Genomic DNA, 26,009 nt, shown 5'->3' with positions numbered 1-26,009 from the left:
GCCGCCTGGCGGCACCATAATCTGACGTTTGCCGGGCGCCATGGCGCCCGCCTTTCCACATATGGGGTGACCATCTTGTCCGAATCGTTCACCAGCCGCGTCGATCGACTCAAGTCCCTGGCCGACCAGGGGCGGGTCGGGCGCCTGCGCCGCGGCATCGAGAAGGAGGGGTTGCGGGTCGACGGCGAGGGGCGCATCGCCGCTACCCCACATCCCGCCGCGCTGGGCTCCAAGCTGACCCACCCGCACATCACCACCGACTACTCCGAGGCGCTGCTGGAGTACATCACCCCGGTCTACAGCCGGCCGGGCGATGCCATGGCCTTCCTCGCCGACCTTCACCGCTTCAGCTATCGCCACCTGGGCGACGAGTTGATCTGGCCGGCCAGCATGCCGTCGCGGCTCGACGGCAACGACAGCGTGCCCATCGCCGACTATGGCCGCTCCAACGTGGGTACCATGAAGCACGTCTACCGCAAGGGGCTGGACCTGCGCTACGGACGGATCATGCAGTCCATCGCCGGGGTGCACTACAACGTCTCGCTGCCCGATGACCTCTGGCAGCTGCTGCGCGAGCTCGAGGGCGACCTCGACACCCCCCTGCGCGACTACCGTTCTTCGCGCTACTTCGGCCTGATCCGCAACTTCCGTCGCCACAGCTGGCTGCTGCTCTACCTGTTCGGCGCCTCGCCGGCGCTGGATCGCAGCTTCCTGCCGAACGGTGAGCTGCCCGAGAAGCTCCAGCGGCATGGCGAACAGACCCTGGTGTCGCGCCATGCCACCAGTCTGCGCATGTCGGACCTGGGCTACCAGAACAAGGTCCAGGAGCAGCTGAAGATCTGCTTCAACTCGCTCTCCAACTACGTCAATACCCTGCGCCACGCCATCGCCACGCCCTGGCAGGACTACCAGAAGCTGGGGGTGAAGGAGGGCGACGAGTGGTGCCAGCTCAATGCCAACATCCTGCAGATCGAGAACGAGTACTACAGCGACATCCGCCCCAAGCGGGTGGCGCGCCACGACGAGACCCCCAGCCAGGCGCTGGAGGCCCGCGGCGTGGAGTACATCGAGGTACGCTGTCTGGACCTCAACCCCTTCCTGCCGCTGGGCGTGGATGAGCCGCAGATCCGCTTCATCGACACCTTCCTGATGTGGTGCCTGCTCAGCGAGAGCCCCTGGATCCCCGACGACGAGTGCGACCGGCTGGACGACAACCGCCGCCTGGTGGTCGAGCGTGGCCGGGACCCCGAGCTGCGCCTGCTGCAGGATGGCCGGCACCGCTCGATCGCCGACTGGGGCGGCGAGATCCTCGCCGAGATGGTGGCGGTGGCGGAGCTGCTCGACCGCCTGGAGGAGGGCGAGCCCCACGGCGAGGCGCTGGCCGCCCTGTCGCCGCGCCTCGATGACCCCGCCCTGACGCCCTCCGCGCGCCTGCTGGCGCGTCTCGAGTCGACCGGAGAATCCTTCGTCGAGGCCATGCTGGGCCTCGCCCGAGAACAGGCACAGGCGTTCCGCGACACCCCCATGGACCCGTCCCGGGAGGTGCTGTTCGACGAGCTGGTGGCGACCTCCCACGCGCAGCAGAAGGATATCGAGGCGGCGGACACCGAGGGCTTCGACGCCTTCCTGGCCCGCTACTTCGAGCGCGCCCGCGAGGTGCGGGCCGTCACGCCGCTGCAGACGGGAGAGACGTCATGATCGACGACCTTCGGCGCCTCTCGGTCCGCGAGTGGAGCCTCGCGGGCCTCGCCTTCTGTGTGCTGATGATGGCCGTGGCCCTGGGGCTCGAGCATCTCGTCGGGCTGGAACCCTGCCCGCTGTGCATCTTCCAGCGGGTGGCGGTGCTGGCCGCCGCCGCCGTGTTCCTCGTCGCCGCGATCCACGACCCCGTGGGCCGCGCGGGGGCGGTGATCTACGGCCTGCTGTCGCTGGCCGCCGTGAGCGGCGGCATCGCCGTGGCGGGGCGCCACCTATGGCTGCAGTCGCTGCCGGCCGACGAGGTGCCGAGCTGCGGCCCGGGGCTCGACTACATGATGGAGATTCTGCCCCTGCAGCAGGTGCTGGCCCAGGTGCTCTCCGGCTCGGGAGAGTGCGCCGAGATCGACTTCCTGCTGCTCGGTATCTCGCTGCCCGGCTGGACCCTGGCCGGCTTCGTGCTGCTCGCGCTGGCCCCGCTGGGCCTGCTGCTGGCGGCCAACCGCCCGCGTCGCGGCTATCGCTGGCAGGGGTAGGCTCGGCCATGCTCTATCGCGACCTGGCCACCCAGGAGGCGATCGACCGCGCCTACGACCCCATGCGGGGGCGCGATCCGGCGGCACTGCTCGCCGACTGGCGTGCGCGGAGTGCGGCATCGCGTGAACGCCATCGCGTGACGCTCGACCTGCCTTACGGCCCGACGCTTGCCGAGTGCCTGGATCTCTTCCATGCCGAGGGCATGGGGGAGGAGGGAGCTGAGGGCGAGCCTGCCCCCTGCCACTTGTTCTTTCATGGCGGCTACTGGCGCTCGCTCAGCCACAAGGAATTCAGCTTCGTCGTCGATGGCCTGGTGGCCTCGGGGATCACGGTGGCGGTGGTCAACTACGCCCTCTGCCCCTCGGTGGCGTTCGGCGAGGTGGTGCGTCAGAGCCGGGCGGCGCTGGCGTGGGTCCATCGCAATGCGGCGTCACTGGGTGTCGACCCGCACCAGCTGAGCATCTCGGGACACTCCGCCGGCGGGCACCTCTGTGCCATGCTGCTGGACACCGATTGGGCAGGGGAATATGGCCTGCGCGAGGACCTGATCCGTGGCGCCCTCTCGATCAGCGGTCTCTACGATCTGGCGCCGTTTCCCTGGTCATGGCTGCAGCCCAAGTTGCAGCTCACCGGTCGCGACGTGATCGACTACAGCCCCGTGGGATTGCCCTGCCGCGTCCCGGCCGAGGTGCGGCTGGTCGCCGGCGGCGAGGAGTCCAGCGAGTTCGCGCGCCAGATGCAGGCCTACGCCGAGCACTTGCGCGGGCAGGGCATCGGCGTCGAGTCGGCCGTGCTGGAAGGCGATGACCACTTCTCGCTTCTCGAGCACTATCGCCCCGGCGGGCGCTTCGTCGAGGGGATCACCGCCTTCCACCCCTGAGTCCGGCGTACGGGGGCTATACGCCCAAGTAGCGGTCGCGGACGCTGCTGTCCAGCGCCTCGGGCGGTCCCGTCCAGGCCGTGCGTCCCTTCTCCAGGATGGTGCAGCGGTCGACGACCGGCAGCAGCTCGCCCAGCGACTTGTCGACGATCAGCGTCGACTGGCCCTGGGCCTTGAGCAGGCGCAGGGCCGACCAGATCTCCTGGCGGATCACCGGTGCCAGGCCCTCGGTCGCCTCGTCGAGCACCAGCAGCCGCGGGTTGGTCATCAGGGCACGGCCGATGGCGAGCATCTGCTGCTCGCCGCCGGAGAGGGTGGCCGCCATCTGTCGGCGCCGCTCGGCGAGCTTGGGGAAAAGGTCCTCCACTCGCTCCCGGGTCCAGGGGCCGGGGCGGGCGGTGACCACCAGGTTCTCGCGCACCGAGAGGTTGGGAAAGCAGCGCCGGCCCTCCGGCACCAGCCCCAGGCCGCACCGGGCGATGCGGTAGGCCGGCAGGCGGTGCAGGTTTCGCGCTTCGAACACGATGCGTCCGTGACGGGCCGGCGTCAGCCCGAACAGTGAGCGGATGGTGGTGGTCTTGCCCATGCCGTTACGCCCCATGAGTGCCACCATCTCACCCACCTCGACATGCAGGCTGACGCCGAACAGCGCCTGGGAGGGCCCGTAGAAGGTCTCTATGTCGGTGATCTCGAGCATCTCAGTCTCCCAGGTAGGCGTCGCGGACGCGCGGGTCCCGGCGGATGGTCGCGCTGTCACCATGGGCGATGACGCTGCCCGCCACCAGCACGGAGATGCGATCCGCCAGCCGGAATACCGCGTCCATGTCATGTTCGATCAGCAGGATGGGGACCTCCTGTTTCAGGGTCTCGAGCAGTTCGGTGAGCCGTGCCGACCCCTCGGGGCCGAGGCCCGCCATGGGCTCGTCCAGCAGCAGGGCCCGGGGCTCGAGGACCAGCGCGCAGGCCACCTCTACCTGGCGGCGCTCGCCATGGGAGAGCGCCGCCACCGGGGTGTCGGCCCGGTGGGCGAGGTGCATGCGCGCGAGTGCCGCGCGGGCGGGGGCCAGCAGGCGCGGGTCGCTGTCCACCGGCCGCCAGAAGCGGAAGCTGTGCCCCTGCAGCGCCTGGGCCCCGATCATCACGTTGCGCAGCACGCTGAGCGGTTCGGCCAGGCACGAGACCTGGAAGCTGCGTCCCAGGCCGAGGCGGGCCCGCCGGGCGACCCCCAGGGCGGTGATGTCGCGCTCCCCCAGGCGGATCTGGCCGGTATCGGGCCTCAGGCTGCCGGCGATCTGGGCGATCAGCGTCGACTTGCCGGCGCCGTTGGGCCCGATCAGGGCATGGATCTCGCCGGCCCTGAGATCCAGCGACACGTCGTGGGTGGCCTGCAGGGCACCGAAGCGCTTGTGAAGGCCGGAGATCGACAGCACGGGCTCACGCATGGCGCTCCCTCCCGGCCAGCCAGCCGATCACGCCCTGCCTGGCGAACAGCACCACGCCCAGCAGCACCAGGCCGAGGAAGAACTTCCAGTATTCGGTCAGCCCTCCCAGCAGGGTCTCCATCAGCACGAAGAGGATGGCCCCGGCGAGCGGCCCGTAGAGGCGCCCGACTCCGCCCAGGATGACGATCACCATCAGCTCGCCGGAGAGGTGCCAGCTCAGCATGGAGGGGCTGACGAAGCCGTTGAGGTCGGCGTAGAGGGCCCCGGCAAGGCCGGTGATCATCGCCGAGATGACGAAGGCCACCAGGCGGATGGGGAAGGGCGAGATGCCGGCGGTGGCCAGGCGGGTCTCGTTGAGCCGCGCCATGGTCAGGGCGGCACCGAAACGTGACCTCATCAATCGCGAGGTGAGCGCCAGGGAGAGCACCAGGCCCGTGAAGCAGATCAGGTAGAAGCTCAGGGCGTGGTTGGTGTCGACCCCGGGCAGGGTATTGCGCAGGTAGATCGGCAGGCCATCCTCGCCCCCGTAGTCGGGCCAGGAGGTGGCGAAATAGTAGGCCATCTGGGCGAAGGCCAGGGTGATCATGATGAAGTAGACCCCGGTGGTGCGCAGCGAGATGGCGCCGATCACCAGGGCGAGCAGGCCGCAGAGCAGCACGGCGGCCAGCCAGATCACCAGCATGTCGTCGCTGCCGGGCAGGCCCATCACCAGGCTGCCGTCGAAGGCGTGGTAGGCGCTGATGCCGCTCACGTAGCCGCCCAGGCCGAAGTAGGCGGCATGGCCGAAGCTGATCATGCCGCCGTAGCCGATGGCCAGGTTCAGCCCCACGGCGGCCATGGCCACCAGGGCAATGCGCGAGGCGAGGTTGACGTAGTAGACCTCGCCCAGCAGGTGGGCGGCGACGGGGGCCAGCAGCATCAGCGCCAGCAGCCCGCCGTGCACCAGGCGTCGGCGGTCCAGCCAGCGCTGCGTGCCGGTCGGGTGCTGTGCGGCGGGCGTGGTCGTGGGATGGAGCCTAGTCATGGGCGGCAAAGAGTCCCTTCGGCTTGAAGGCCAGTATCACCGCCATGAGGATGTAGATCAGCATGGCGGCCAGGGCGGTCCCCGCGCCGGCGGCGTCCGACGGCGCCATGAACTGGCCGAACAGCGCGGGCAGGAAGACCCGGCCCAGGGTATCCACCAGGCCGACCAGCAGGGCACCCAGCAGGGCGCCCTTGATCGAGCCGATGCCGCCGATCACGATCACCACGAAGGCGAGTATCAGCACCGGCTCGCCCATGCCCACCTGCACCGACTGCAGGGCACCCACCAGGGAGCCGGCCAGCCCCGCCAGGGCGGCGCCCAGTGCAAACACCAGGGTATAGAGCCGCCGGATGTTGACCCCCAGGGCGCCGATCATCTCGCGGTCGCTCTCGCCGGCGCGGATGCGCATGCCCAGCCGGGTATGCGCGATCAGCAGGTAGAGGCCGGCGGCCACGACCATGCCCACGGCGATGATCACCAGCCGGTAGACGGGATAGCGGGAGCCGCCGGGCAGGGCCACCGACCCGGCCAGCGCCTCGGGCGGGCTGAGCCACAGCGGCGAGGAGCCGAACAGCCAGCGGGTGCCCTCGGAGAAGACCAGGATCAGCGCGAAGGTGGCGAGTACCTGGTCGAGGTGCTGGCGCTGGTAGAGGCGGCGTATCACCAAGAGTTCGACGATGGCGCCCGCCGCGGCGGCCGCCAGCACGCCGGCGGCCAGCCCCAGCAGGAAGGAGCCGCTCGAGGCGGTGGCCAGGGCGGTGACATAGGCCCCGACCATGTAGAAGGAGCCATGGGCCAGGTTGATCAGCCCCATGACCCCGAACACCAGGGTCAGGCCGCTGGCCATCAGGAAGAGCATGGTGCCCAGCTGCAGGCCGTTGATCAGTTGTTCGAGAAGCAGGGTTGACGACAAGCTCTGAAATCCGTGGGTAGTGAGGGGTAAATAGTGATCAGTGAGGAGTGAATGGTCAGTGGTGAGGGGGTCCCCCTCACAAGCGAAGTGTTCACCCCTCACCCCTTACAGGCCGCGCAGCGGCGAACACCTCACATCTTGCAGTCCACGTGGTAGATGTCCTGGATGTCCTCGACGGCCAGGCCGACCAGGCGATTGGTCGGCTCGCCGTCCTCGCCCTCGACCACCTCGCGGACATGGATGTCCTGGATCGGGTGGTGGTTAGGGCCGAAGCGGAACTTGCCGCGCACCGAGTCGAAGTCGGCCGCGCGCAGGGCCTCGCGGAAGGCGTCCTGGTCGTCGGGGTGGGCCTTCTCCAGGGCGCTCAGGATCAGGCGGGCGGTATCGTAGCCCTGGGCCGCATAGAGGGTCGGGGTTCGCTCGTAGGCCTCGCGGAAGCCCTCGACGAAGGCCTGGTTGGCCGCGTTCTCCAGGTCGTAGGCCCACTGCGAGGTGTTCATGGCGCCGATCGCGGCGCTGCCCACCGCCTTGATGATCGTCTCGTCGAACGAGAAGGCCGCCCCGAACACCGGCATCTCCACCCCCGAGTTCTCCCACTGCTTCATGAAGGAGATGCCCATGCCGCCGGGCAGGAAGAAGAACAGGCTGTCGGCGTCGCTGGCGCGGATCCTGGCGATCTCGGCGGCATAGTCGGTCTGGCCCAGCTGGGTGTAGATCTCGTCGGCCACCTCGTCATCAAAGAGGTGCTTGAAGCCCCCCAGGGCATCGGTGCCGGCGGGATAGTTGGGCGCCATCAGGATGGGATTCTCGAAGCCCTGCTCGCGCATGTAGGCGCCCATCGCGCCGTGCAGGTTGTCGTTCTGATAGGCCACGTTGAAGTAGTTCTCGTGGCACATCTTCCCGGCCAGCGCCGAGGGGCCGGCATTGGGCGAGAGGTAGAAGGTCCCCTGGCGGACCACGGAGGGCACCACGGCCATGGCCAGGTTGGACCAGATGATGCCGGTCATGATGTCGACCTCGTCGCGCTGCATGAACTCGTTGGAGAGCGACTTGGCCAGGTCGGGACGGCGCGCGTCGTCCTGGATCAGCACCTCGATGTCGTCGCGTCCCGCCTGGTCGATGGCGAGCATGAAGCCGTCGCGCACATCGACGCCGAGATGGGAGCCACCCCCCGAGAGGGTGGTGATCATTCCGATCCTGACCTCATCGGCCTGGGCCGAGGCCACGGCGGTCGTCATCAGCAGGCCGAGGCCGGCGCGGGTCAGCGTGTTCATGGGAATCCCCTCCAGAGTCCTGATGTGGTGACGTTGTGATGGCGGCAGCGCGGCGGCTGGCTCCGATACTAAGGTACCGGTACAAGTTGCTGATACATGGTACCTGTACAAGGTACTACGAATGCCGGGCGGGCCTCTCCACGCTCCCCTCGCGGTATTCGACGACCGCTCGCCCTGACCATCCTCGCGGTCCGGCCGCGGCGACTCAAGCGCCGCGTCGCGCCGAGGCGGCAACGGGATTGACAGCGGGCCCGGCAGGCGCGAGTCTGTCAACTCGCGGGTCGAATGCCCCGAGTGGCTGGCCGCATCGGGCAAGGGAGGCACCCATGCTGGAAGACTGCAAGAATGCCCTGGAGCGCTGGGGCGGCGTTCACGAGCTGATCGATCGCTGGCTCCATGAGCGCCGTGAGCTGCTGATCCATTTTGCCGCACTGAAGCAGGCCTGTGACGCCGAGCTCGAGGCGGTGAGCGCGGAGCGCGTCGATACCTTCAGCGAGCTGCTGATGGACTACATCAGCGCCGGCCACTTCGAGGTCTATCCGCAGCTGCGCGAGGAGGCCAAGGCCTTCGACGACCACCAGGCCCTGGAACTCGCCGACCGCCTGCTCGAGCGCCTGGAGATGTCCACCGAGCTGGTGCTCTCCTTCGATCGCGACTATGACAGTCCCGCCCGTGCCCAGCACCATATGCGTCGTCTCCCCGCCTGGCTCGACCGCCTGAGCCGGGGGCTCAGCGAACGCTTTCGCCTCGAGGACCAGCTGATCGCCCGCCTGCACGCGGCCCATTCGCCGGATGCCGCTCGCACCGAGGCCGACACCCGCGCCTGAGCGTTTCGCGCTCTCGATACGACGTCACGTCTGCTCCGTCACAACTCGCCCCCTCGGCCCCCGCGGTCGATGGGGCGTTCTCGTTGCGGGCGCCTGATCCGTCGGGCGCCTGGCAAGAGGCTGGTTACAGCCTTCGGTCGAGCCGCGCGCCGAGCACCAGCATGCAGGGCGTGAGCAGCAGGGTCAGGCCGGTGGCGAAGGTCAGGCCGCCGGCGATGGCGCTGGAGAGCTGGGTCCACCACTGGGTCGAGGGCGCGCCGATCCCCAGGCTCGGGGTGAACAGGTCGACGTTGACGCCCAGCACCATGGGCGCGAGGCCCAGCACCGTGGTCACGGCGGTGAGCAGCACCGGGCGCAGGCGCAGGCCGCCGGCCTCGAGGGCCGCCTCGCCGGGGGCGAGCCCCTCGCCGCGCAGCTGGTTGTAGGTGTCGATCAGCACGATGTTGTTGTTCACCACGATGCCCGCCAGGGCGATGATGCCCATGCCCACCATGACGATACCGAAGGGCTGGGCATTGGCGAGCAGGCCGAGCAGCACGCCGGCGGTGGAGAAGACGATGGCGGAGAGCACCAGCGCCGCCTGGTAGAGGCTGTTGAACTGGGTGACCAGGATCAGCGTCATCAGGCAGATCGCCACCAGGAAGGCGGTGGCCAGGAAGCGCATCGCCTGCTGCTGGTCCTCCTGTTCGCCGGCCACGTTCACCCTCACCCCCTCGGGCGGCGAATCCGCGGCCTCGAGCAGCGCCCGCAGCCGCTCGTCGGCGCTCTGGCCCGGTTCCACGTCGGCCTCCAGGGTGATGGCCCGGCGCCCGTCGATGCGGTGCAGGGTGCCCACCTTGGGGGCGGGTTCCAGCGAGACGAAGTGCGAGATCGGTACCTGGCCGCGGTGGGTATTGAGGCTCAGGCGGCCCAGCTGGTCCAGCGAGCGGGCGCCCTGCGGCAGCCGCACCCGGATATCCACCTCGTCGTTGACGCCGGCGGGGCGGTAGCTCGCCACCTGCAGCCCGGTGGTGATCAGCTGCACGGCACTGCCTACGCTGGCCACGTCGGTGCCGAAGCGGGCGGCGGCCTCGCGGTCCACCTTCACCCGCCACTCCACGCCCGGCAGGCTGCGGTTGTCCTCGATGTCGCGGAAGCCGCCCAGCTCGGCCATGGTCTGGCGCAGCGCGGTCACGGCCCGGTCGGCCAGGGCCGGCTCCTCGGCGCTCACCTCCAGCACGATGGGCTTGCCGCCGGCCGGCCCCATCTCCTGCTCGCGGAACTCCAGCTCGATGCCCGGCAGGTCGCGGGTGCGCTCGGCCATCTCGGCGAGTATTGCCGAGGCCGGGCGGCGCCGCTGCCAGTCGATCAGCTGGAACTGCAGTACCCCCACCACGTCGCCACCGAGCTGCTGGTCGGGCACGGCGAAGGAGCGCGCATAGAGCGCCTGGACCTCGCTCATGCCGGCGAGTCGCGCCTCGACCCGTCGCACCACGGCATCGGTCTCCGCCGCGGAGAAGTCGCCCCGCGAGCGTACCAGCACCTGGGCGGTGTCGGGCTCGACGCTGGGGAAGAACTCGACGCCGTGGTTGAAGCGGGCGTAGGCGGTATAGATCAGCGCCATCAGCAGCAGTGCGATCAGCAGCGTCAGCCCTGGCCAGGCCAGCAGGCGCGCCAGCAAGCCCCGGTAGAGCCGTCCGCCGGCGGTGACTAGCCGGTTGTCGCGGGTGGCGGCGGCGCTGCGCACGCTCAACACCCCGCCCAGGGTGGGCAGGAACAGCAGCGCCATGGCCAGCGACGCCAGCAGGCAGAGGATCACCGTGATCGGCAGGTACTTCATGAACTGGCCCACCACGCCGGGCCAGAACAGCAGCGGCACGAAGACCGCCAGGGTGGTGGCGGTAGAGGCGATCACCGGCCAGCTCATGCGCGTGGCGGCCTGGATCCAGGCCTCCCGCGGCGGCTCTCCCTGGCGCAGGTGGCGGTCGGCAAGCTCGCTGACCACGATGGCGCCGTCCACCAGCATGCCGGCGACCAGGATCAGCGCGAACATCACCACGATGTTGAGGGTGTAGCCCAGTGCCCAGATCAGCAGGATGCCGGTGAGGAAGGCCCCGGGAATGGTCAGGCCCACCATCAGCGCCGAGCGCAGGCCCATGGCGGCCAGGATCAGCACCAGCACCAGCACCACGGCGGTGACCACGTTGTTGAGCAGCTCCGAGAGGATATCGCGCACGGTCTCGGACTGGTCGAGGATGGTGGTGATCTCCAGTTCGTCGGGGATCAGGCCGGCCGCCTCGTCGAGCAGCCCCTGCACCTGGCCCACGGTGGCGATGATGTTGGCGCCGGCGCGCTTGGAGATCTCCAGCACCAGGGCCGGCTGGTCGTCGATGCGCGCGAAGCCCTCGGGGTCCTTGAAGGTAGGCCGGATCCAGGCCACGTCGCCGAAGGTCACCACCCGGTCGCCGTCGATCTTCACCGGCATCGCCATGACGTCCTCGAGGCGCTCGATGATCCCCGGCACCTTGAGCGCCTGGCGTCCGGCCCCGGTGTCCAGGCTGCCCGCCGCCACCAGACGGTTGTTGCGGCTGACCAGGTTGAACAGGGTGGCGAAGTCGACTCCGTAGCTGTCGAGCACCAGGGGGTCGACGACGATCTCCAGCAGGTCCTCGCGGTCGCCGCCGATGTCCACCTCGAGTACCTCCGGGATGCCCTCGATCTCCTGCTGCAGGCGGCGCGCCACGGCCAGCCGCTGGCGCTCCTCCAGTGGCCCCGAGAGGCCGATGGAGAGCACCGGAAAGAGCGCCACGTTGACCTCCGTGACCCGCGGCTCGTCGGCTTCGGCGGGCAGCTCGGCGCGGGCGATGTCGACCTTCTCGCGCACGTCGGTCAACGCCTGGTCGGGGTCGAAGCCGGCATCGAACTCCAGGGTGACGGCGGCGTGGCCTTCGCTTGCCTGGGCGGTCATCTTGCGCAGTCCCTCGATGCTGCGCAGCTCCTGCTCCATGGGGCGCACCAGCAGCCGTTCGCCATCCTCGGGGCTGACGCCCTCCAGCGACATCGAGACATAGATGATGGGGATGGTGACGTCGGGGTTGGCCTCCTTGGGAATCGCCTGCCAGGCGCCCACCCCCGCCAGCAGCAGCGCGACCAGCAGCAGCAGGGTGGTGCGCGAGCGATCCAGCGCCGCCTCGATCAGGCTGCGCATGTCAGGGGTCGTCCCCGGTCGCGTCCGTGCCGGCCTGCGGGGTGGCCGTCTCGACGGGGACGGCCTCCACCCGCTCGCCGGCGTCGACGAAGCCGCCCCCCAGGGTGATCAGCCGGATACGCTCGGGCAGCCCGGCCACCCGGGCGGTCTCGGCATCGGCGTCGACCAGCTCGACCGGGGTGAGCCGCACCCGGTCGTCATCGTCCAGGTGCTTGACCGCCAGCCGGCCCTCGCCGTCGAGCTCGAGCAGGGCAGGGGAGAGCCGATGCACCCGGCGTTCGGGCAGGCGGATCACCAGGGTGGCGCTGGCGCCGGCCAGGCGGCGCCCCTCGGGATTGGCCAGCGTGGCCTCGACGGGAAAGCTGCGGGTGCTGTCCTCGGCGCGGCTGGCCACGTGGCTCAGCTCGCCGGGAAGGCGGTTGCCGTCGAGCAATTGGATCTCGACGGGTAGCCCGGGAGAGAGCGACAGGGCATCCCGCTGGGGGGCCGCGGCGAGGGCGGTGAGGCGCGAGTCATCGACCAGCCGGCCCCAGGCCTCGCCGGCCTGGACCAGATCGCCTAGTTCCACGTCGAGGCGGTCGAGGACCCCGTCGAAGGGTGCCTCGGGGCGGGTGTCGTCGAGCTGGCGGCGCAGGGCGGCGACCTCGGCCAGTGCCCGGCTGACGCCACTCTGCAGGCGCAGGTAGTCGGGGTTGGAGATCAGCTCGCGACGGCGCAGTTCCTCGGCACCGGCCAGCTCGGCCCGCGCCAGGGCCAGTTCGGCCTCGGCCTGCTCGAGCCGGGCGGGGAGCTCCTCCCGGGCCAGGGCCAGCAGCGTCTCGCCGCGGCTGACCCGCTCGCCCAGGGCGACGGGCAGCGCCTCTACCCGGCCCGCCTGGCGGGCGCGCAACGCTACCTCGCGGTGGGCCTCGAGCTGGCCCTGCAGCACTAGCCGGGGCGAGTGGGCCTGCGCCTGGCGCTTGGCCACCTCGACCCGGGTCGGCGCCGTCCCTTCGGCCGCCTCGCCCTCCGGCGGGGTGTCGCGGAAGCCCTCGATGTCACCGAGCGCCAGCCAGACCAGCAGCAGGCAGGCCAGCCCGATGGCGAGCAGGACGGAGAGCGGAGGGAGACGACGAGGCATTCGGACCTTCCCTGGTGCGGCACGACGTTCGAGAGCGGGGCCTGGCGGCCCGGGTCATCAGGCGGCCAGCATAGCGCAGCGGGAGGCGGGGTGTCGCCGGCGGGTGCGGACCTAGCCGCAGGTCGAATTGAGTTTTGTGCACTGCAGGCATACCATCTTGGCGGTTCGAATTCCTGCCTGGGCAGGCGGCATGCCGGCCCGGCTCATCCTCACGGCGACAACCCGCGCGTTGAAAACCCAAGGAGCCACCATGAAAGATCCCGTCCGTATTGCCATCACCGGCGCCGCCGGCAATATCAGCTATTCGCTCGCCTTCCGTATCGCTTCCGGCGACATGCTGGGCAAGGACCAGCCGGTCATCCTGCAGCTGCTGGAGATCCCGCCGGCCATGGACGCCCTCAACGGCGTGGTGATGGAGCTCAACGACTGCGCCTTCCCGCTGCTTCAGGACATCGTCGCCACCGACGATGCCAATGTGGCCTTCAAGGACGCCGACTTCGCCCTGCTGGTCGGTGCCCGTCCGCGCGGTCCGGGCATGGAGCGCAAGGACCTGCTGGAAGCCAACGCGGCGATCTTCTCCGTGCAGGGCAAGGCGCTCAACGACAACGCCAGCCGCGACGTGCGCGTGCTGGTGGTGGGCAACCCAGCCAACACCAACGCCCTGATCGCTTCCTGCAACGCGCCGGACCTGGACGCCGGCCAGTTCACCGCGATGATGCGTCTGGACCATAACCGTGCCAAGACCCAGCTGGCCCAGAAGGCCGGCAAGCACGTCACTGACGTCGAGCAGATGATCGTCTGGGGCAACCACAGCGCGACCCAGTATCCCGACCTGGCCCACTGCAAGGTGGCCGGTACCCCGGCCTTCGAGCTGGTCGAGCGTGACTGGTACGAGAACGACTTCATCCCCACCGTGCAGCAGCGCGGTGCCGCCATCATCAAGGCGCGCGGTGCCTCCTCCGCGGCTTCCGCGGCCTCCGCGGCCATCGACCATATGCGCGACTGGGCGCTGGGCACCGACGAGGTGGTGAGCATGGGCATTCCCGCCGACGGCAGCTACGGCGTCGAGCCCGGGATCATGTATTCCTATCCGGTCGTCTGCAAGAACGGCAAGTACGAGATCGTCCAGGGCCTCGAGGTCGACGAGTTCAGCCAAGGCCGCATGAAGGCCACCGAGGACGAGTTGCGCGAGGAGCGCGCCGCCGTCGAGCATCTGCTGGGCTAAGCAGCGCCAAGCGCCGAGCTACAAGCGCCGAGCTAAAAGCAAACCCCGGAGACTTAGGTCCCGGGGTTTACTTTTGTTGGGGGCACGAGAGACTGGCTTGGCCGCTTGGCCGCTTGGCCGCTTGGCCGCTTGGCCGCTTGGCCGCTTGGCCGCTTGGCCGCTTGGCCGCTTGGCCGCTTGGCCGCTTGGCCGCTTGGCCGCTTGGCCGCTTGGCCGCTTGGCGCTGTCAATCCCTTAGACTGATGATCTTCCAGCCGCGGGTCTCGGCGACCTCGCGCAGGCTGGGGTCGGGGTCCACCGCCACAGGATGCTCGACCTGCTCCAGTAGCGCCAGGTCGTTGTGGGAGTCGCTGTAGAACCAGCTGCCGTCCAGGGTCAGGTCCTTGTCGGCGAGCCATGCCTCCAGGCGCTTGACCTTGCCCTCCCGGTAGCTGGGGATGCCGGTGGCGCGGCCGGTGTAGCGGCCGTCGACCACCTCGGGCTCCACGGCGATCAGCTCGTCGATGCCCAGGCGCTCGGCGATGGGGCCGGTGATGAAGCGGTTGGTGGCGGTGACGATCAGCAGGGTGTCGCCGCGTGAGCGGTGGCGGGCCACCAGCTCCTCGCCCCTGGGCAGGATATGCGGCTCGATCTTGCTGGCCATGAACTGCTGATGCCAGGCGGCGAGCTGCTCGGGGCTGTGCTCGGCGAGCGGGCGCAGCGCCACCGCCAGGAAGGCCTGGATATCCAGGGTGCCGGCCTCGTAGTCGGCCAGGAAGCGGTCGTTGGCCTCACGGTAGGCCACCGGGTCCACGGCGCCCTGCTCCAGCAGGAACTCGCCCCAGGCATGGTCGCTGTCGGTCGACAGCAGGGTGTTGTCCAGGTCGAAGATGGCCAGGCTCACTGCATTCCCCTCTGGTGGTGATGATCAAGAGCGTGTCACGGTCGTGACAAGGTCGGCGATTATGGCAGAAGCGGCGTCGCGCTTCGAGCGCCGGGCCGGCGCCGATGACGACGCATTCACGGCTTACAGCATGGTCGTATTGATGCCCTTTGCGGCCTTGTGGAAGAATGGCGGCAATACTGGATTCATAAGGTGAAGTCCGTGATCGACGCTGACGGCTTTCGCCCCAATGTTGGCATCATCATCGCCAACGAGCAGGGGCAGCTGCTTTGGGCGCGTCGGGTAGGACAGAATGCGTGGCAGTTTCCCCAGGGAGGCATCAAGGCTAGCGAGACTCCGCAACAGGCACTTTTTCGTGAGCTGCACGAGGAGATCGGCCTGACCGCCGACGACGTCGAGATCCTTGCCTGCACCCGGGGCTGGCTGCGCTACCGCCTGCCGCGACGCATGGTTCGTACCCACTCGAGGCCGGTGTGCATCGGCCAGAAACAGAAGTGGTTCCTGCTGAGGATCTGCTGCCAGGAGAGCCGGATCTGCATGGACATGTCCGGCAAGCCGGAATTCGACGGCTGGCGATGGGTCAGTTACTGGTACCCTCTGGGGCAGGTCGTGCCTTTCAAGCGGGAGGTCTACCGCCGCGCCCTGCGCGAGCTTTCCCCCCGGGCACAGCGGCTGGCCCTTGGCCATGGATAAGCCGAGGGCCTGACGGCCGCGCCATTCCTCAGCGAGGCAGAGACAACCACAATGGAAAAGAAGACGCCGATGCTCGAGGTATTGCGACGCATCATCCAGGAGGTCAATGGGGCCCGCAACCTGGAAGCGGCCCTGGCTACCATGGTGCGGCGCATCCGCAAGGCGATGCGCACCGACGTTTGCTCCTTCTACCTCTTCGACAGGACCATCGACCGACTGGTGCTGATGGAAACCATCGGCCTGCGCGCCCAGGCCGTGGGACGGGTCAGCCTGCAGGTGGGCGAGGGCCTGGTGGGCCTGGTGGCCAAGCGCGAGGAGCCGCTGAACCTCGAGGATGCCCAGGCCCACCCCCAGTTCCTCTACTTCGAGGCCACCGGCGAGGAGCGTTACTCGAGTTTCCTCGGCGTGCCGATCATCCACCAGCGCCGCATGCTGGGGGTGCTGGTGGTGCAGCAGTCCGAGAAGCGCCGCTTCGACGAGGAGGACGAGGCCTTCCTGGTTACCATGGCCGCCCAGCTGGCGGGCGTGCTGGCCCACGCCCTGGCGACGGGCGGGCTCAACCGGTTGAGCATGACGGGAGAGCAGGCGCGTTTCACCGGGGTGGCGGCCTCGCCCGGCATGGCCATCGGCGAGGCGGTGGTGATCGCCGCCCCGGCGGACCTCAACAGCGTGCCGGACCTGGTTCCTACCGACGTGGAGTACGAGATCGTCCGGCTCAAGGAGGCCATCGGTCGGGTGCGCGACGAAATCCGCGCCGCTGGCGAGCGCCTGGCCAGCCGCATCTCCGCCCAGGAGCTGGCGCTGTTCGATGTCTACCAGCAGATGCTCGGCGAGGCGGCGCTCTCCCAGGAGGTCGAGAAGCGCATCCGCGAAGGCCAGTGGGCGCCCGGCGCCCTGGCCGACGTGGTACGCCGCCACGTCCAGTACCTGGAGCGGGTCGACGACGACTACCTGCGCGAGCGCGCCGCCGACGTTCGCGATCTGGGGCGGCGGGTGCTGGCCCACCTGCAGGAGGAGACCCCCCAGACCCCGGCGGTCTATCCCGAGAGCACCATCCTGGTGGGCGAGGAGATCAGCGTGGCGATGCTCGGCGAGGTGCCCCGCGAGAAGCTCGCCGGCCTGGTCTCGGTGCGCGGCTCCAGCACCTCCCATGTGGCCATCGTCGCCCGGGCCATGGGGATCCCCACGGTCTCGGGGATGGTCGACCTGCCGCTGCCGCGCCTCGGCGGCAACCGGGTGGTGCTGGATGGCCACCGCGGGCGCCTCTTCGTGCGCCCGGGGCCAGAGCTCGAGAGCCACTACCAGAGCCTGATCGACGAGGAACGGGCGCTGATGGAGGTGCTCGAGCACGAGCAGGACCTGCCCAGCCGCACCCCGGATGGCCACGACGTGTCGCTGATGGTCAATACCGGCCTGGCGGTGGACGCGGTGGCCTCGCTAAAGTCGCGGATCGGCGGGGTGGGGCTCTACCGCACCGAAGTGCCCTTCATGATCACCGAGCGCTTCCCCGGCGAGCAGGAGCAGACCCGGCTCTATCGCGACCAGCTCGAGAGCTTCGCGCCCTTGCCGGTGGTGATGCGCACCCTGGACATCGGCGGCGACAAGGACCTGCCCTACTTCCCCATCGAGGAGGCCAATCCCTTCCTGGGCTGGCGCGGCATTCGGGTCACCCTCGACCACCCTGAGGTATTGATGGTGCAGCTGCGCGCCATGCTGCGGGCCTCCCAGGGGCTTGATAACCTGCAGGTGCTGCTGCCGATGATCACCAACGTCGACGAGGTCGACGATGCGATGCGCCTGCTCGACCGCGCCATCCTCGAGCTCGGCGAGGAGGGCGTTCCGGTGAACCGGCCTCGGGTGGGAGTGATGCTGGAAGTGCCGGCGACCCTCTACCAGCTCGATGCCCTGGCCCGGCGGGTCGATTTCTTCTCGGTGGGCAGCAATGACCTCACCCAGTACCTGCTGGCGGTGGATCGCAACAACCCGCGGGTCGCCGACCTCTACGATGCCTGCCACCCCGCCGTGCTCTCGGCCATGGCGCGTCTCGCCGAGGATGCCAGGCGTCTGGACATGCCCACCTCGGTGTGCGGCGAGATGGCCGGCGACCCCGCCGGGGCGCTGTTGCTGATGGGAATGGGCTTCGATGCCCTGTCGATGAATGCGCCCAGCCTGCCGCGGGTGAGGGCGGCGATTCGCCGGGTGCCCCTGGAGAGCGCCTGCGAGCTGGTCGCCGAGACCCTCGCGCTCGACGCGCCCGGTGAGGTGCGCCGCCACCTCGCGGAGCGCCTCACCGGCTGGGATCTCGCCCACCTGCTGCCGCCTAGAGACTGAGCCGGGTTTCCCCCAGCCTGACTCCCTCCGGCCCGAAGCGCCGTTCGCCGATCTCGATGCGCCCGTCAGCGTGCCAGGCCAGCCAGGTGGAAGCGCGGGTGCCGTAGTCGCGCCCGACGATGAAGGGCGACGAGAGCCGGCGCTCCATCTCGAGTCCCACGCCGGTTTCCGGCAGCTGGTCGTCATCGGCGGGGTGGGGGTTGCCGAGCACCGCCAGGGCATCCTCGGGCCAGCGGCCGTGGCGCAGGCTGGCGGCGAGGCCCTGGCGGGCGGCGATCAGCTTGGGCCAGGGGGTGTCCAGGCTGGCGTTGGAAAGGCCGTGCAGGCCCGGCGGGACGCGCCTCAGCCGGATGCCGTCGAGCCCGCGGTGGAGGTGCCAGAGCGTCGCGCCATCACCGACCAGCAGGTTGAAGCCCGCATAGTGGCGAGCGGCTCCGCCCGCCAGCCGGTCCAGCCAGTTCGGCAGGTCGTCGCGTTCCAGGGCCTCGCGCACCAGGGCGCCGCGGCTGGGGGCCCCTGGCGGTACCTTGAGGCGTGGGTCGCGCACGTTGGTGACGGCGGCGAAGCGGCCGCGGCGGTGCACCGCCAGCCAGGTGCCGCCGGCCTCCAGGTCGCGGCCGCCGAGGATCTCGGGCGCATCCTCCCAGGCGCCCAGCGGGGCGGCGGGGCGGGCATGGAACTCGTCACGGTTGGCCACCAGGCGCAGCGGGCAGGCGCTGCCGGGGCGATGGTCGAAGGCGATCAGGCACATGGGGCCAGCTTAGCCGGACGGCCGGCGGGGGGGAAGGTGCCGTCATGACACTCTCGGCCTGGCCGCGTACACTCTTTCGTCCAATGTGCTTGCCCAGGGATGACAATGCAGGACGCAATACGCATGGACCGCCTCTGGTCGCGCCTGGTCTGGCCGATCCTCTGGCCGGTGCTGCTCGCCCAGGCTATTCTGGTGGTGCTCTGCCTGGTGGTCGGGCTCATGCTGTGGTTGATGATGCCCGCCCACGCCTCCTGGGGCGCCACCTTCTGGTTGCTGCTGGCCCTGTTGCTGGGCAGCAGCCTGAACGTGGCGGTCTTCCTGACGCTGTTGCGACATCGCCTCCGCGGCATCCAGCGTGATGTCAACGACGCCCTGGCCGGCATCGAGGCCTGGCTGGCCCGCCACCAGCGTCCCCAGCCCGGCGACGAGCTGCCCCTCCCGAGGCGTCTCGAGGCCCTGTCGCGTGCCTGCGAGGCGCTGGTCGAGGGTTGGCAGCGCGAGCTCGAGGAGAGCCGCGCCGCCGAACGGCAGCTGGTCGGCGACCTCCAGGCCCGCCGCGGCCAGCTCGAGCGGCTGGAGGCTGGCCGGGTGCGGGCCCGCGAGGAGTCGCGCCTCAAGTCCGACTATCTCTCCCACCTGCAGCAGTCGCTGGCGCCGCTGATGGGGTCGCTGTCCGAGGTGCTCGAGGGCGATGCCCTGCGCCAGTGCGGCGACGACAGCGATCAGGCTGCGCTGCTGGCGCTGCGCGAACGGCTGGCCGATGCCGTGGTGCTGCTGGAGAACCTCGACGAGTCCACCGACACGACTGCAGCGTCTTCCCGGCCGCTCTCCCATGGCAAGGGGCGGGTGCTGATCGTCGATGATGGCCCGGTGAACCTGACCCTGGCTCGCCAGGTGCTGGAGCGCCAGGGGCTCGAGGTGGAGACCGCCACCAGCGGCGAGGAGGCCCTTTCCCGGGTGGCGGGACCTCCCTTCGACCTGGTGCTGATGGACATCTTCATGCCCGGCATGGACGGCGTGGAGACCAGCCGACACTGGCGCGACCGGGAGGCCGAAGTAGCAGCTTGCCAGCGCAGCATCCTGGTGGCGCTGACCGCCAACGCCAGCGACGAGGATCGCCGGCGCTTTTTCCAGGCCGGCATGGACGACTTCCTGGCCAAGCCCTATCGCCCCCAGGCGCTGGTCGACCTGGTGCGGCGCTGGCTGCCCGGCGCCCTGGCGCCAGGCCCGGCATGAGCCTGCTGGCAAGCCTGGCAGGCTACCTGGTCCTGGGTACGCTGGCCGGCACCATGGCCGGCCTCTATGGCGTGGGCGGTGGCCTGATCATCGTGCCCGCGCTGACGCTGGCCTTCGGTTGGCAGGGCGTGGCGCCGGAGGTGACCATGCACCTGGCGGTAGGCACCTCGCTCGCCACCATCGTGGTCACCGGGGCCTCCTCGGCCTGGGGGCACTACCGTCGCGGCAGCATCCGTAACGACTGGTTCCTGGCCCTGCTGCCGGGCCTGATGCTTGGCGCGGTCGCCGGGGTCTTCGTCGCCGGCAGCCTCTCCGGTGGGCGGCTGGGGACCCTGTTCGGCCTCTTCGTGCTGCTGGTCGCCCTCAAGATGGCGCTGGGGCGTGGCCCCAAGCCCGGCAGCGTGGCGCCCGGCCGTGCCGCGATGGGCCTGGCAGGCGCGGTGATCGGCGGCGTCTCGGCGCTGTTCGGTATCGGCGGCGGCACCCTCAGCGTGCCCTGGCTGTCGCGCTGCGGGGCCACCATGACCCAGGCCGTGGGCACCTCCTCGGCCTGCGGGCTGCCCATCGCGCTGTTCGGCGCGGCCTCCTTCGTGGTAGTAGGGTGGGGCAACCCGCTGCTGCCCGCCGGGGCCATCGGCTTCGTGATGCTGCCCGCCTTGCTGGGCATCGTGCTGGCCAGCGTGCCCTTCGCGCGTCTCGGCGTGCTGCTGGCCCATCGCCTCTCCGCCCGCACGCTGCGCCTCTCCTTCGCCGTCCTGCTCACGGCGGTGGGCCTCAAGTTCCTCCTCTGATCCGTTATCCACGCAAGGGCCTTGCATGCTGAACTATCCCGATATCGACCCCGTGGCCATCTCCCTCGGTCCCTTCCAGGTCCACTGGTATGGCCTGATGTACGTCATCGGCTTCGTTGCCGCCTGGTTCCTGGGACGCCGGCGGGCCGCGCGCATCGGCCTGACCCGCGACGACGTGGGCGACCTGCTGTTCTATGCCGCCATCGGCGTGGTGGTCGGCGGCCGGCTCGGCTACGCACTCTTCTATGGCCTCTCCCAGTGGCTCGCCGACCCGCTGTGGATATTGCGCGTCTGGGACGGTGGCATGAGCTTCCACGGTGGCCTCATCGGCGTGCTGCTTGCCGCGCTGTGGTTCGCCAGGAAGAAGCGGCTGGCCCTCTTCACCCTGACCGACTTCGTCGCTCCCCTGGTACCCATCGGCCTGGGCGCGGGGCGCATCGGCAACTTCATCAACCACGAGCTGCCCGGCCGCGTCACCGGGCTGCCCTGGGGCATGCCCTTTCCCGGCATGGGCCCCGAGCCACGCCACCCCTCATCGCTGTACGAGGCCCTGCTGGAGGGTGCCGTGCTCTTCGTGGTGCTGTGGTGGGTCTCGGCCACGCCCCGGCGCCGCGGGCTGCTCTCAGGGCTCTTCCTCGCGCTCTATGGCGCCTTCCGCTTCCTGGTGGAGTTCGTGCGCCTGCCGGATGCCCATATCGGCTACCTGGCCTTCGGCTGGGTGACCATGGGCATGCTGCTGACCCTGCCGATGATCGCCGTCGGACTCGCGCTGATCGCCTGGTCGCGCCGCCAGCCGGTGGATGCGGAAGTGTGAGGGCAAAGGGCAAGGGACAAGGGGCCCGGTTTCTCCCGAGGCGAAGGGTTGGTCGTTCAGCGCTTCAGGGAGGAGAGGGCGCTGTGTAGAATGGATGGCCCATTTTCCAGCCTTGATGCCCCCGTGACCGATTCGATCCTTCCCGCACTGGAACAGCCCTATCTCGACCTGATGCGCCAGGTGCTCGACCGCGGCGTGGAGCGCGACGACCGCACCGGCGTCGGCACCCGCTCACTGTTCGGCCACCAGATGCGCTTCGATCTCGCCCGCGGCTTCCCGCTGGTGACCACCAAGAAGCTGCACCTGCGCTCGATCATCCATGAGCTGCTGTGGTTCCTGGCCGGCGATACCAACATCGCCTACCTCAAGGAAAACGGGGTGCGCATCTGGGACGCGTGGGCCGACGAGAACGGCGATCTCGGTCCGGTCTACGGCTACCAGTGGCGCAGCTGGCCCGATCCCCGCGGCGGCCACGTCGATCAGATCGCGAAACTTATCGAGCAGATCCGCACCAACCCGCGCTCGCGGCGGCTGATCGTCTCGGCCTGGAACCCGGCACTGGTGGACGAGATGGCCCTGCCGCCGTGCCACTGCCTGTTCCAGTTCTACGTGGCCGAGGGGCGGCTCTCCTGCCAGCTCTACCAGCGCAGCGCCGACATCTTCCTGGGCGTGCCCTTCAATATCGCCAGCTATGCGCTGCTGACGCAGATGATCGCCCGGGTCTCGGGGCTTGCGCCCGGCGACTTCGTGCACACCCTGGGCGATGCCCACCTCTACCTGAACCATCTCGAGCAGGCCGAGGAGCAGCTCTCGCGCACCCCGCGCGCGGCACCGCGCCTGGTGCTCGACCCCGGCGTCGACGACCTCTTCGACTTCCGCTTCGAGCATATCGCCATCGAGGGCTACGACCCGCACCCCCATATCAAGGCCGAGGTGGCGGTATGAGCGAAGCCGGTGACATGACCGACGAGACGCTGATTCCCGTGGCGATGATCGCCGCCATGGCCAAGAACCGGGTGATCGGCGTGGACAACCAGCTGCCCTGGTACCTGCCGGAGGACCTCAGGTTCTTCAAGCGCATGACTCAGGCCAAGCCGCTGGTGATGGGCCGCAAGACGTATCAGTCCATCGGCAGGCCGCTGCCCGGGCGGCTCAACATCGTGGTAACCCGCGATCCGGATTTCGCGCCCGAGGGCGTGCGGGTCTGCCATGACCTCACATCCGCGCTGCGGCTCGCCGACCAGCAGGCCACCATCGACGGCGTCGAGGAGATCATGGTGATGGGCGGGGCCGAGATCTACGCCCAGGCGCTGCCCTTCGCCAGCCGGCTCTACCTCACCGAGGTGGATATCGAGGTGGAGGGCGATGCCCGCTTCCCCGCGCTCGACATGGCCGAGTGGGAGGAGGTGCAGCGCGTGCCCGGCGAGCCCGCCGAGGGCCAGCCGGCCTACCATTTCGTGCAGTACCAACGATGTTAAGGGCAGCGACGTTGACGACGTCGCCGGCCGGCGACATTTGTCACCACGCCACGCCTGGCACAGACTGAGCAGCAGGTGCCGTGACCGGCCACATTGGCAGCGGCCCTAGGCTTCGTCTGAAAAGTCGGCGAGCGTAGCCAGTTGTCGGACAGAGCCTAGCCATCACCGGGAAAGCGCACTGCTGGAGGACCAGGACTTGATCGAGGAACGCTCAACCCGCCTGCTGGAACAGCTGGAGCGCCGCGCCGCGGCATTGCTGGGCGTCTTGCGGGAATCCCGCGTCCAGCAGGATGCCCTGCACAGCCGGCTGGCCGAGCTGGAACGCCGTCGCGTCGAGCTGGAGGCGAGCAATGCCGAGTTGGCCGCCGAGGTCCGCGAGGAGCAGGCAGGCCGCGAGGCCTTGGCGCAGCGCTGCGGCCAACTGGAGGCGCGTCTCGCCGAGCTGGAGGCCACCCGCCTGGAGCTCGCCGAGGAGAACCGCGAGCTCGACGAGCAGAATCGCGAACTCGAGGCGCACAACCGCCGGCTGCTCGAGCGCGAGCCTGCCGAGGCCCCGGCGTCGCTCTTCCATCGCCAGGCGCGCCGCGCCCAGGGGCTCTCCGCGCTGATCGGTCATCGCCCGCGGCAGCCTGACGCCGGCGAGACCACTGGCGAACCGCCTGTCATTCCTGAGAAGACCAGCCCGCCGGCACCGGAACCGGCACCGGCTGCCCCCGAGCCCGCCGCGGAACCGCAAGCCCCGGGTGAGGCGCTCCCCGAGGACGCGCCATCGCCGCAGGCGCTCCTCGACCAGTGGTACCAGCGTTACTCCTCGACCTTCTTCAAGGGCCACACCCGGCCGCTCAAGGTCGGCATCCACGAGGAGCTGACCGCGCGCGAGCCCTGGCCCGAGAAGCTTGTGCGCCGGGCGCTGGCCTGCTACGTCAACCTGCCGCGCTACCTCAAGTCCGTTCGCGAGGGCGCCGAGCGCCTCGACCTGGCCGGCGAGCCGGCGGGACGGGTGGACGCCGCCGCCGCCGAGCATGCCCACAAGAAGCTCGAGCGGCTGCAGGCCGACCGCCGCCAGAAGGGCCGCCCGGCCCGGCAGCGCGGCGCAAATAAGGGCGATGCCGCCAGGGGCGGCAAGCCCCCGGCCGATGCGGCCCGGCCCGACGCTGCCAGGGCAGCCGCCCCCACCCCGAACCGGGATCCCGCCGCGGCCGAGGGTGCCGGGCATGGCACCGCGCCGGGCCGTGAGCCCGCCACCCTGGAAGAGAAGCTCTCCGCGCTGCTCGCCAAGCACAACCAGCGTTGATCCACTGACTTGCCCTTGTCATATTCGCGGGGCATGATAAACCCGCTCATCGCGCCAGGTGCCTGATTCGCTTGCCGGATCGACAAGGCAGGTCGAACGGGCACCGGGCTCGCCGGGATGGCGCCCGAATCGCAAGGGCAGGGGGACGCGCCGGGCAGGGCGATTCGCAGCGAAGGAAAACAGTGTTTTTTTCTTGTTGCGTTCCCGTATATCCCGGTATAGAGTTCCCCTTGCGAGCATTGGACTATAACTAAGGCTTTGCCGAGGTCTGGCTCGCGACCTGCCACCTCCCGGGAGGGAGCCCGCAGGCACGAGAACCGGCACCAAGACCGGCCAAGCCCGCTGACCCGCTCACCAAGAACGGGCAGCCACGATCGAAACAGCAAGCTAGTCAAAAAGGAACTATCGCAATGAAAAAGACACTGTTAGCGACTGCTATCGCCGGTGCCCTGGCCGCTTCCGGCGCCCAGGCTGCCACCGTCTACAACCAGGACGGCACCAAGCTGGACCTGTACGGCAACATCCAGATTGCCTACTACAACACCGATGGTGGTGACGAGACTACAGACGAGATCGCCGATAACGGCTCTACCTTCGGCTTTGCCGCCGAGCATGTCATCACTCAGGGCCTCACCGGCTACCTGAAGCTTGAGTTCGACGACTTCAAGGCCGATGAGATGAAAATTGCCGGCCGTGATGCCGGTGACACCGCCTATGTCGGCCTGAAGGGCAACTTCGGTGACGTTCGTTTGGGTTCCTATGACCCGCTGATCGACGACTGGATTCAGGACCCCATCACCAATAACGAAGGCTTCGACGTCTCCGATTCCAGCAGCCGTATCCTCAACGTCGGCACCAACGATCGTGAAGGCGACAAGGTGACCTACACCTCACCGTCCTTCAGCGGCCTGCAGTTTGCCGTGGGTACCCAGTACAAGGGCGACGCCGAAGAGAACGAGTTCACCGGTACCCTGGGTGAAAGTGTCACTCACTCTGTCGAAGCCGACTCCAACGCCTCCTTCTTCGGTGGTGCCAAGTACACGGCCGGCGCCTTCTCTATCGCGGCTGTCTACGACAACCTCGACAACTACGATGGCACCATTGCTGCCGCTGATGATTTTCCTGAGGCAGTTGGCACAGACTTCGATCTGGGCGAACAGTACGGCATCACTGCCCAGTACACCGTCGATACCCTGCGCGTCGCCCTGAAGGTCGAGCGCTTCCAGTCGGATAACGATGTCGTCGACGACACCAACTTCTACGGTCTGGGTGCGCGCTACGGCTATGGCAATGGCGACATCTATGCCGCCTACCAGTACGTCGACGTGGGCGCCGGCACCCTCCTGAGCGAGCTGGACGAGACCGTCCAGGACGAGCAGGATCGCGACGAGACCTACAACGAGGTCATCCTCGGCGCCAGCTACAACATCTCCGATGCCATGTATGTCTGGTCCGAGTACGCCATGTACGATCGTGAAAACGATGCAGGCGACGGCGTCGGCGTTGGCGTGACCTACCTGTTCTAAATCCTCTCGCAGGGCATTCCTGCCTGAAGGGTGGAACACCGAAAGCCGATCCTCAGGGGTCGGCTTTTTTCATTGTCTGATGCGAGGT

23 protein-coding genes are annotated in these 26,009 nt (G+C 68.9%); 14 read left to right on the top strand and 9 right to left on the bottom strand.

Annotated elements, in window-relative coordinates; genetic code table 11:
- Nucleotides 1-66 precede the first annotated feature (66 nt).
- Genes gshA through M8009_RS07485 form a run of 3 tightly spaced genes read left to right on the top strand, consistent with a single transcriptional unit; the run spans nucleotide 67 to nucleotide 3,112 of the window.
- On the top strand, nucleotides 67-1,698 hold the full coding sequence (gene gshA, locus M8009_RS07495) for a glutamate--cysteine ligase (protein WP_430886897.1): 1,632 nt from the start codon (nucleotides 67-69) through the stop codon (nucleotides 1,696-1,698).
- A complete protein-coding gene (locus tag M8009_RS07490) occupies nucleotides 1,695-2,231 on the top strand; it encodes a disulfide bond formation protein B (RefSeq protein ID WP_250060202.1) in 537 nt (178 codons plus the stop codon). Before gshA ends, M8009_RS07490 begins: the two co-directional genes overlap by 4 nt.
- A gap of 8 nt (nucleotides 2,232-2,239) precedes the next feature.
- Complete coding sequence (locus M8009_RS07485) at nucleotides 2,240-3,112, top strand: alpha/beta hydrolase (RefSeq protein ID WP_250060201.1); 873 nt, start codon at nucleotides 2,240-2,242, stop codon at nucleotides 3,110-3,112.
- Nucleotides 3,113-3,128: 16 nt separating this feature from the next.
- Here M8009_RS07485 and M8009_RS07480 read toward each other — a convergent pair whose 3' ends face one another.
- The 5 genes from M8009_RS07480 to M8009_RS07460 form a co-directional block, all read right to left on the bottom strand.
- Complete coding sequence (locus tag M8009_RS07480; RefSeq protein ID WP_250060200.1) at nucleotides 3,129-3,809, bottom strand: ABC transporter ATP-binding protein; 681 nt, start codon at nucleotides 3,807-3,809, stop codon at nucleotides 3,129-3,131.
- A gap of 1 nt (nucleotide 3,810) precedes the next feature.
- The gene (locus M8009_RS07475; protein ID WP_250060199.1) at nucleotides 3,811-4,554 is read right to left on the bottom strand and encodes an ABC transporter ATP-binding protein; all 744 of its coding nucleotides are present in this window, start codon (nucleotides 4,552-4,554) and stop codon (nucleotides 3,811-3,813) included.
- Nucleotides 4,547-5,578 (bottom strand): branched-chain amino acid ABC transporter permease, encoded by a 1,032-nt coding sequence (locus M8009_RS07470; RefSeq protein ID WP_430886896.1) that lies wholly within the window; start codon nucleotides 5,576-5,578, stop codon nucleotides 4,547-4,549. Before M8009_RS07470 ends, M8009_RS07475 begins: the two co-directional genes overlap by 8 nt.
- Complete coding sequence (locus tag M8009_RS07465; protein WP_250060198.1) at nucleotides 5,571-6,491, bottom strand: branched-chain amino acid ABC transporter permease; 921 nt, start codon at nucleotides 6,489-6,491, stop codon at nucleotides 5,571-5,573. The genes M8009_RS07470 and M8009_RS07465 overlap by 8 nt, the downstream gene beginning before the upstream one ends.
- A gap of 131 nt (nucleotides 6,492-6,622) precedes the next feature.
- The gene (locus tag M8009_RS07460) at nucleotides 6,623-7,765 is read right to left on the bottom strand and encodes an ABC transporter substrate-binding protein (RefSeq protein ID WP_250060197.1); all 1,143 of its coding nucleotides are present in this window, start codon (nucleotides 7,763-7,765) and stop codon (nucleotides 6,623-6,625) included.
- Between the two features lie 326 nt (nucleotides 7,766-8,091).
- Here M8009_RS07460 and rsd point away from each other — a divergent pair, with 326 nt between their 5' ends.
- Nucleotides 8,092-8,592 carry a sigma D regulator gene (gene rsd, locus M8009_RS07455; RefSeq protein WP_250060196.1) on the top strand — a complete coding sequence of 167 codons (501 nt, stop codon included), beginning with the start codon at nucleotides 8,092-8,094 and terminating at the stop codon, nucleotides 8,590-8,592.
- A 124-nt stretch (nucleotides 8,593-8,716) separates the two neighbouring features.
- On the opposite strand, the gene M8009_RS07450 is transcribed toward rsd, so the two are convergent.
- Both M8009_RS07450 and M8009_RS07445 read right to left on the bottom strand, forming a co-directional pair.
- Nucleotides 8,717-11,779, bottom strand: a complete 3,063-nt coding sequence (locus tag M8009_RS07450) for an efflux RND transporter permease subunit (protein ID WP_250060195.1) — start codon at nucleotides 11,777-11,779, stop codon at nucleotides 8,717-8,719.
- A gap of 1 nt (nucleotide 11,780) precedes the next feature.
- Nucleotides 11,781-12,899, bottom strand: a complete 1,119-nt coding sequence (locus M8009_RS07445) for an efflux RND transporter periplasmic adaptor subunit (RefSeq protein ID WP_250060194.1) — start codon at nucleotides 12,897-12,899, stop codon at nucleotides 11,781-11,783.
- 250 nt (nucleotides 12,900-13,149) lie between these two features.
- Here M8009_RS07445 and M8009_RS07440 point away from each other — a divergent pair, with 250 nt between their 5' ends.
- The gene (locus M8009_RS07440; protein ID WP_250060193.1) at nucleotides 13,150-14,124 is read left to right on the top strand and encodes a malate dehydrogenase; all 975 of its coding nucleotides are present in this window, start codon (nucleotides 13,150-13,152) and stop codon (nucleotides 14,122-14,124) included.
- A 226-nt stretch (nucleotides 14,125-14,350) separates the two neighbouring features.
- On the opposite strand, the gene M8009_RS07435 is transcribed toward M8009_RS07440, so the two are convergent.
- Nucleotides 14,351-15,007 (bottom strand): histidinol-phosphatase, encoded by a 657-nt coding sequence (locus M8009_RS07435; RefSeq protein ID WP_250060192.1) that lies wholly within the window; start codon nucleotides 15,005-15,007, stop codon nucleotides 14,351-14,353.
- Nucleotides 15,008-15,208: 201 nt separating this feature from the next.
- On the opposite strand from M8009_RS07435, the gene M8009_RS07430 reads away from it, so the two are divergent.
- Nucleotides 15,209-15,700: an RNA pyrophosphohydrolase gene (locus M8009_RS07430; protein ID WP_250060191.1), complete on the top strand. Its 492-nt coding sequence runs from the start codon at nucleotides 15,209-15,211 to the stop codon at nucleotides 15,698-15,700.
- 69 nt (nucleotides 15,701-15,769) lie between these two features.
- On the top strand, nucleotides 15,770-18,031 hold the full coding sequence (gene ptsP, locus M8009_RS07425; RefSeq protein WP_250060554.1) for a phosphoenolpyruvate--protein phosphotransferase: 2,262 nt from the start codon (nucleotides 15,770-15,772) through the stop codon (nucleotides 18,029-18,031).
- Here the strand turns inward: ptsP and M8009_RS07420 are convergent.
- Entirely contained in the window at nucleotides 18,021-18,782 is a 762-nt protein-coding gene (locus M8009_RS07420; RefSeq protein ID WP_250060190.1) for an NRDE family protein, read from the bottom strand. The two genes, ptsP and M8009_RS07420, sit on opposite strands and share 11 nt — an antisense overlap.
- Nucleotides 18,783-18,905: 123 nt before the next feature.
- Between M8009_RS07420 and M8009_RS07415 the strand changes: the two genes are divergently transcribed.
- The 7 genes from M8009_RS07415 to M8009_RS07385 all read left to right on the top strand — a co-directional run bounded on the left by M8009_RS07415 (nucleotide 18,906) and on the right by M8009_RS07385 (nucleotide 25,921).
- Nucleotides 18,906-20,018 (top strand): response regulator, encoded by a 1,113-nt coding sequence (locus tag M8009_RS07415; protein ID WP_250060189.1) that lies wholly within the window; start codon nucleotides 18,906-18,908, stop codon nucleotides 20,016-20,018.
- Nucleotides 20,015-20,809 carry a sulfite exporter TauE/SafE family protein gene (locus tag M8009_RS07410; RefSeq protein WP_250060188.1) on the top strand — a complete coding sequence of 265 codons (795 nt, stop codon included), beginning with the start codon at nucleotides 20,015-20,017 and terminating at the stop codon, nucleotides 20,807-20,809. Before M8009_RS07415 ends, M8009_RS07410 begins: the two co-directional genes overlap by 4 nt.
- A 25-nt stretch (nucleotides 20,810-20,834) precedes the next feature.
- The gene (gene lgt / locus M8009_RS07405) at nucleotides 20,835-21,623 is read left to right on the top strand and encodes a prolipoprotein diacylglyceryl transferase (protein ID WP_250060187.1); all 789 of its coding nucleotides are present in this window, start codon (nucleotides 20,835-20,837) and stop codon (nucleotides 21,621-21,623) included.
- A gap of 171 nt (nucleotides 21,624-21,794) precedes the next feature.
- Complete coding sequence (locus M8009_RS07400) at nucleotides 21,795-22,568, top strand: thymidylate synthase (protein ID WP_250060553.1); 774 nt, start codon at nucleotides 21,795-21,797, stop codon at nucleotides 22,566-22,568.
- Between the two features lie 14 nt (nucleotides 22,569-22,582).
- Nucleotides 22,583-23,101 (top strand): dihydrofolate reductase, encoded by a 519-nt coding sequence (locus M8009_RS07395; protein WP_430886902.1) that lies wholly within the window; start codon nucleotides 22,583-22,585, stop codon nucleotides 23,099-23,101.
- A gap of 196 nt (nucleotides 23,102-23,297) precedes the next feature.
- Entirely contained in the window at nucleotides 23,298-24,395 is a 1,098-nt protein-coding gene (locus tag M8009_RS07390) for a ProQ/FINO family protein (RefSeq protein WP_250060185.1), read from the top strand.
- 410 nt (nucleotides 24,396-24,805) lie between these two features.
- On the top strand, nucleotides 24,806-25,921 hold the full coding sequence (locus M8009_RS07385; protein ID WP_250060184.1) for a porin: 1,116 nt from the start codon (nucleotides 24,806-24,808) through the stop codon (nucleotides 25,919-25,921).
- The last annotated feature ends 88 nt before the right edge of the window (nucleotides 25,922-26,009 follow it).

It is taken from the genome of Halomonas gemina (assembly GCF_023554995.1).
GTDB lineage: Bacteria > Pseudomonadota > Gammaproteobacteria > Pseudomonadales > Halomonadaceae > Halomonas > Halomonas gemina.
The sequence above is the reverse complement of the archived record's forward strand: the minus strand, read 5'-3'. Positions and strand labels throughout refer to the sequence as shown.

What these genes read in the sequence shown, in the direction of transcription:
- M8009_RS07490 (WP_250060202.1), top strand. Translation starts at nt 1,695, where the DNA reads ATGATCGACGACCTTCGGCGCCTCTCGGTCCGCGAGTGGAGCCTCGCG.
- M8009_RS07440 (WP_250060193.1), top strand. Translation starts at nt 13,150, where the DNA reads ATGAAAGATCCCGTCCGTATTGCCATCACCGGCGCCGCCGGCAATATC.
- M8009_RS07470 (WP_430886896.1), bottom strand. Translation starts at nt 5,578, where the DNA reads ATGACTAGGCTCCATCCCACGACCACGCCCGCCGCACAGCACCCGACC.
- M8009_RS07420 (WP_250060190.1), bottom strand. Translation starts at nt 18,782, where the DNA reads ATGTGCCTGATCGCCTTCGACCATCGCCCCGGCAGCGCCTGCCCGCTG.
- rsd (WP_250060196.1), top strand. Translation starts at nt 8,092, where the DNA reads ATGCTGGAAGACTGCAAGAATGCCCTGGAGCGCTGGGGCGGCGTTCAC.
- M8009_RS07385 (WP_250060184.1), top strand. Translation starts at nt 24,806, where the DNA reads ATGAAAAAGACACTGTTAGCGACTGCTATCGCCGGTGCCCTGGCCGCT.
- M8009_RS07485 (WP_250060201.1), top strand. Translation starts at nt 2,240, where the DNA reads ATGCTCTATCGCGACCTGGCCACCCAGGAGGCGATCGACCGCGCCTAC.
- lgt (WP_250060187.1), top strand. Translation starts at nt 20,835, where the DNA reads ATGCTGAACTATCCCGATATCGACCCCGTGGCCATCTCCCTCGGTCCC.
- ptsP (WP_250060554.1), top strand. Translation starts at nt 15,770, where the DNA reads ATGCTCGAGGTATTGCGACGCATCATCCAGGAGGTCAATGGGGCCCGC.
- M8009_RS07415 (WP_250060189.1), top strand. Translation starts at nt 18,906, where the DNA reads ATGGACCGCCTCTGGTCGCGCCTGGTCTGGCCGATCCTCTGGCCGGTG.
- M8009_RS07450 (WP_250060195.1), bottom strand. Translation starts at nt 11,779, where the DNA reads ATGCGCAGCCTGATCGAGGCGGCGCTGGATCGCTCGCGCACCACCCTG.
- M8009_RS07395 (WP_430886902.1), top strand. Translation starts at nt 22,583, where the DNA reads ATGACCGACGAGACGCTGATTCCCGTGGCGATGATCGCCGCCATGGCC.
- M8009_RS07475 (WP_250060199.1), bottom strand. Translation starts at nt 4,554, where the DNA reads ATGCGTGAGCCCGTGCTGTCGATCTCCGGCCTTCACAAGCGCTTCGGT.
- M8009_RS07410 (WP_250060188.1), top strand. Translation starts at nt 20,015, where the DNA reads ATGAGCCTGCTGGCAAGCCTGGCAGGCTACCTGGTCCTGGGTACGCTG.
- M8009_RS07400 (WP_250060553.1), top strand. Translation starts at nt 21,795, where the DNA reads ATGCGCCAGGTGCTCGACCGCGGCGTGGAGCGCGACGACCGCACCGGC.
- M8009_RS07460 (WP_250060197.1), bottom strand. Translation starts at nt 7,765, where the DNA reads ATGAACACGCTGACCCGCGCCGGCCTCGGCCTGCTGATGACGACCGCC.
- M8009_RS07445 (WP_250060194.1), bottom strand. Translation starts at nt 12,899, where the DNA reads ATGCCTCGTCGTCTCCCTCCGCTCTCCGTCCTGCTCGCCATCGGGCTG.
- M8009_RS07480 (WP_250060200.1), bottom strand. Translation starts at nt 3,809, where the DNA reads ATGCTCGAGATCACCGACATAGAGACCTTCTACGGGCCCTCCCAGGCG.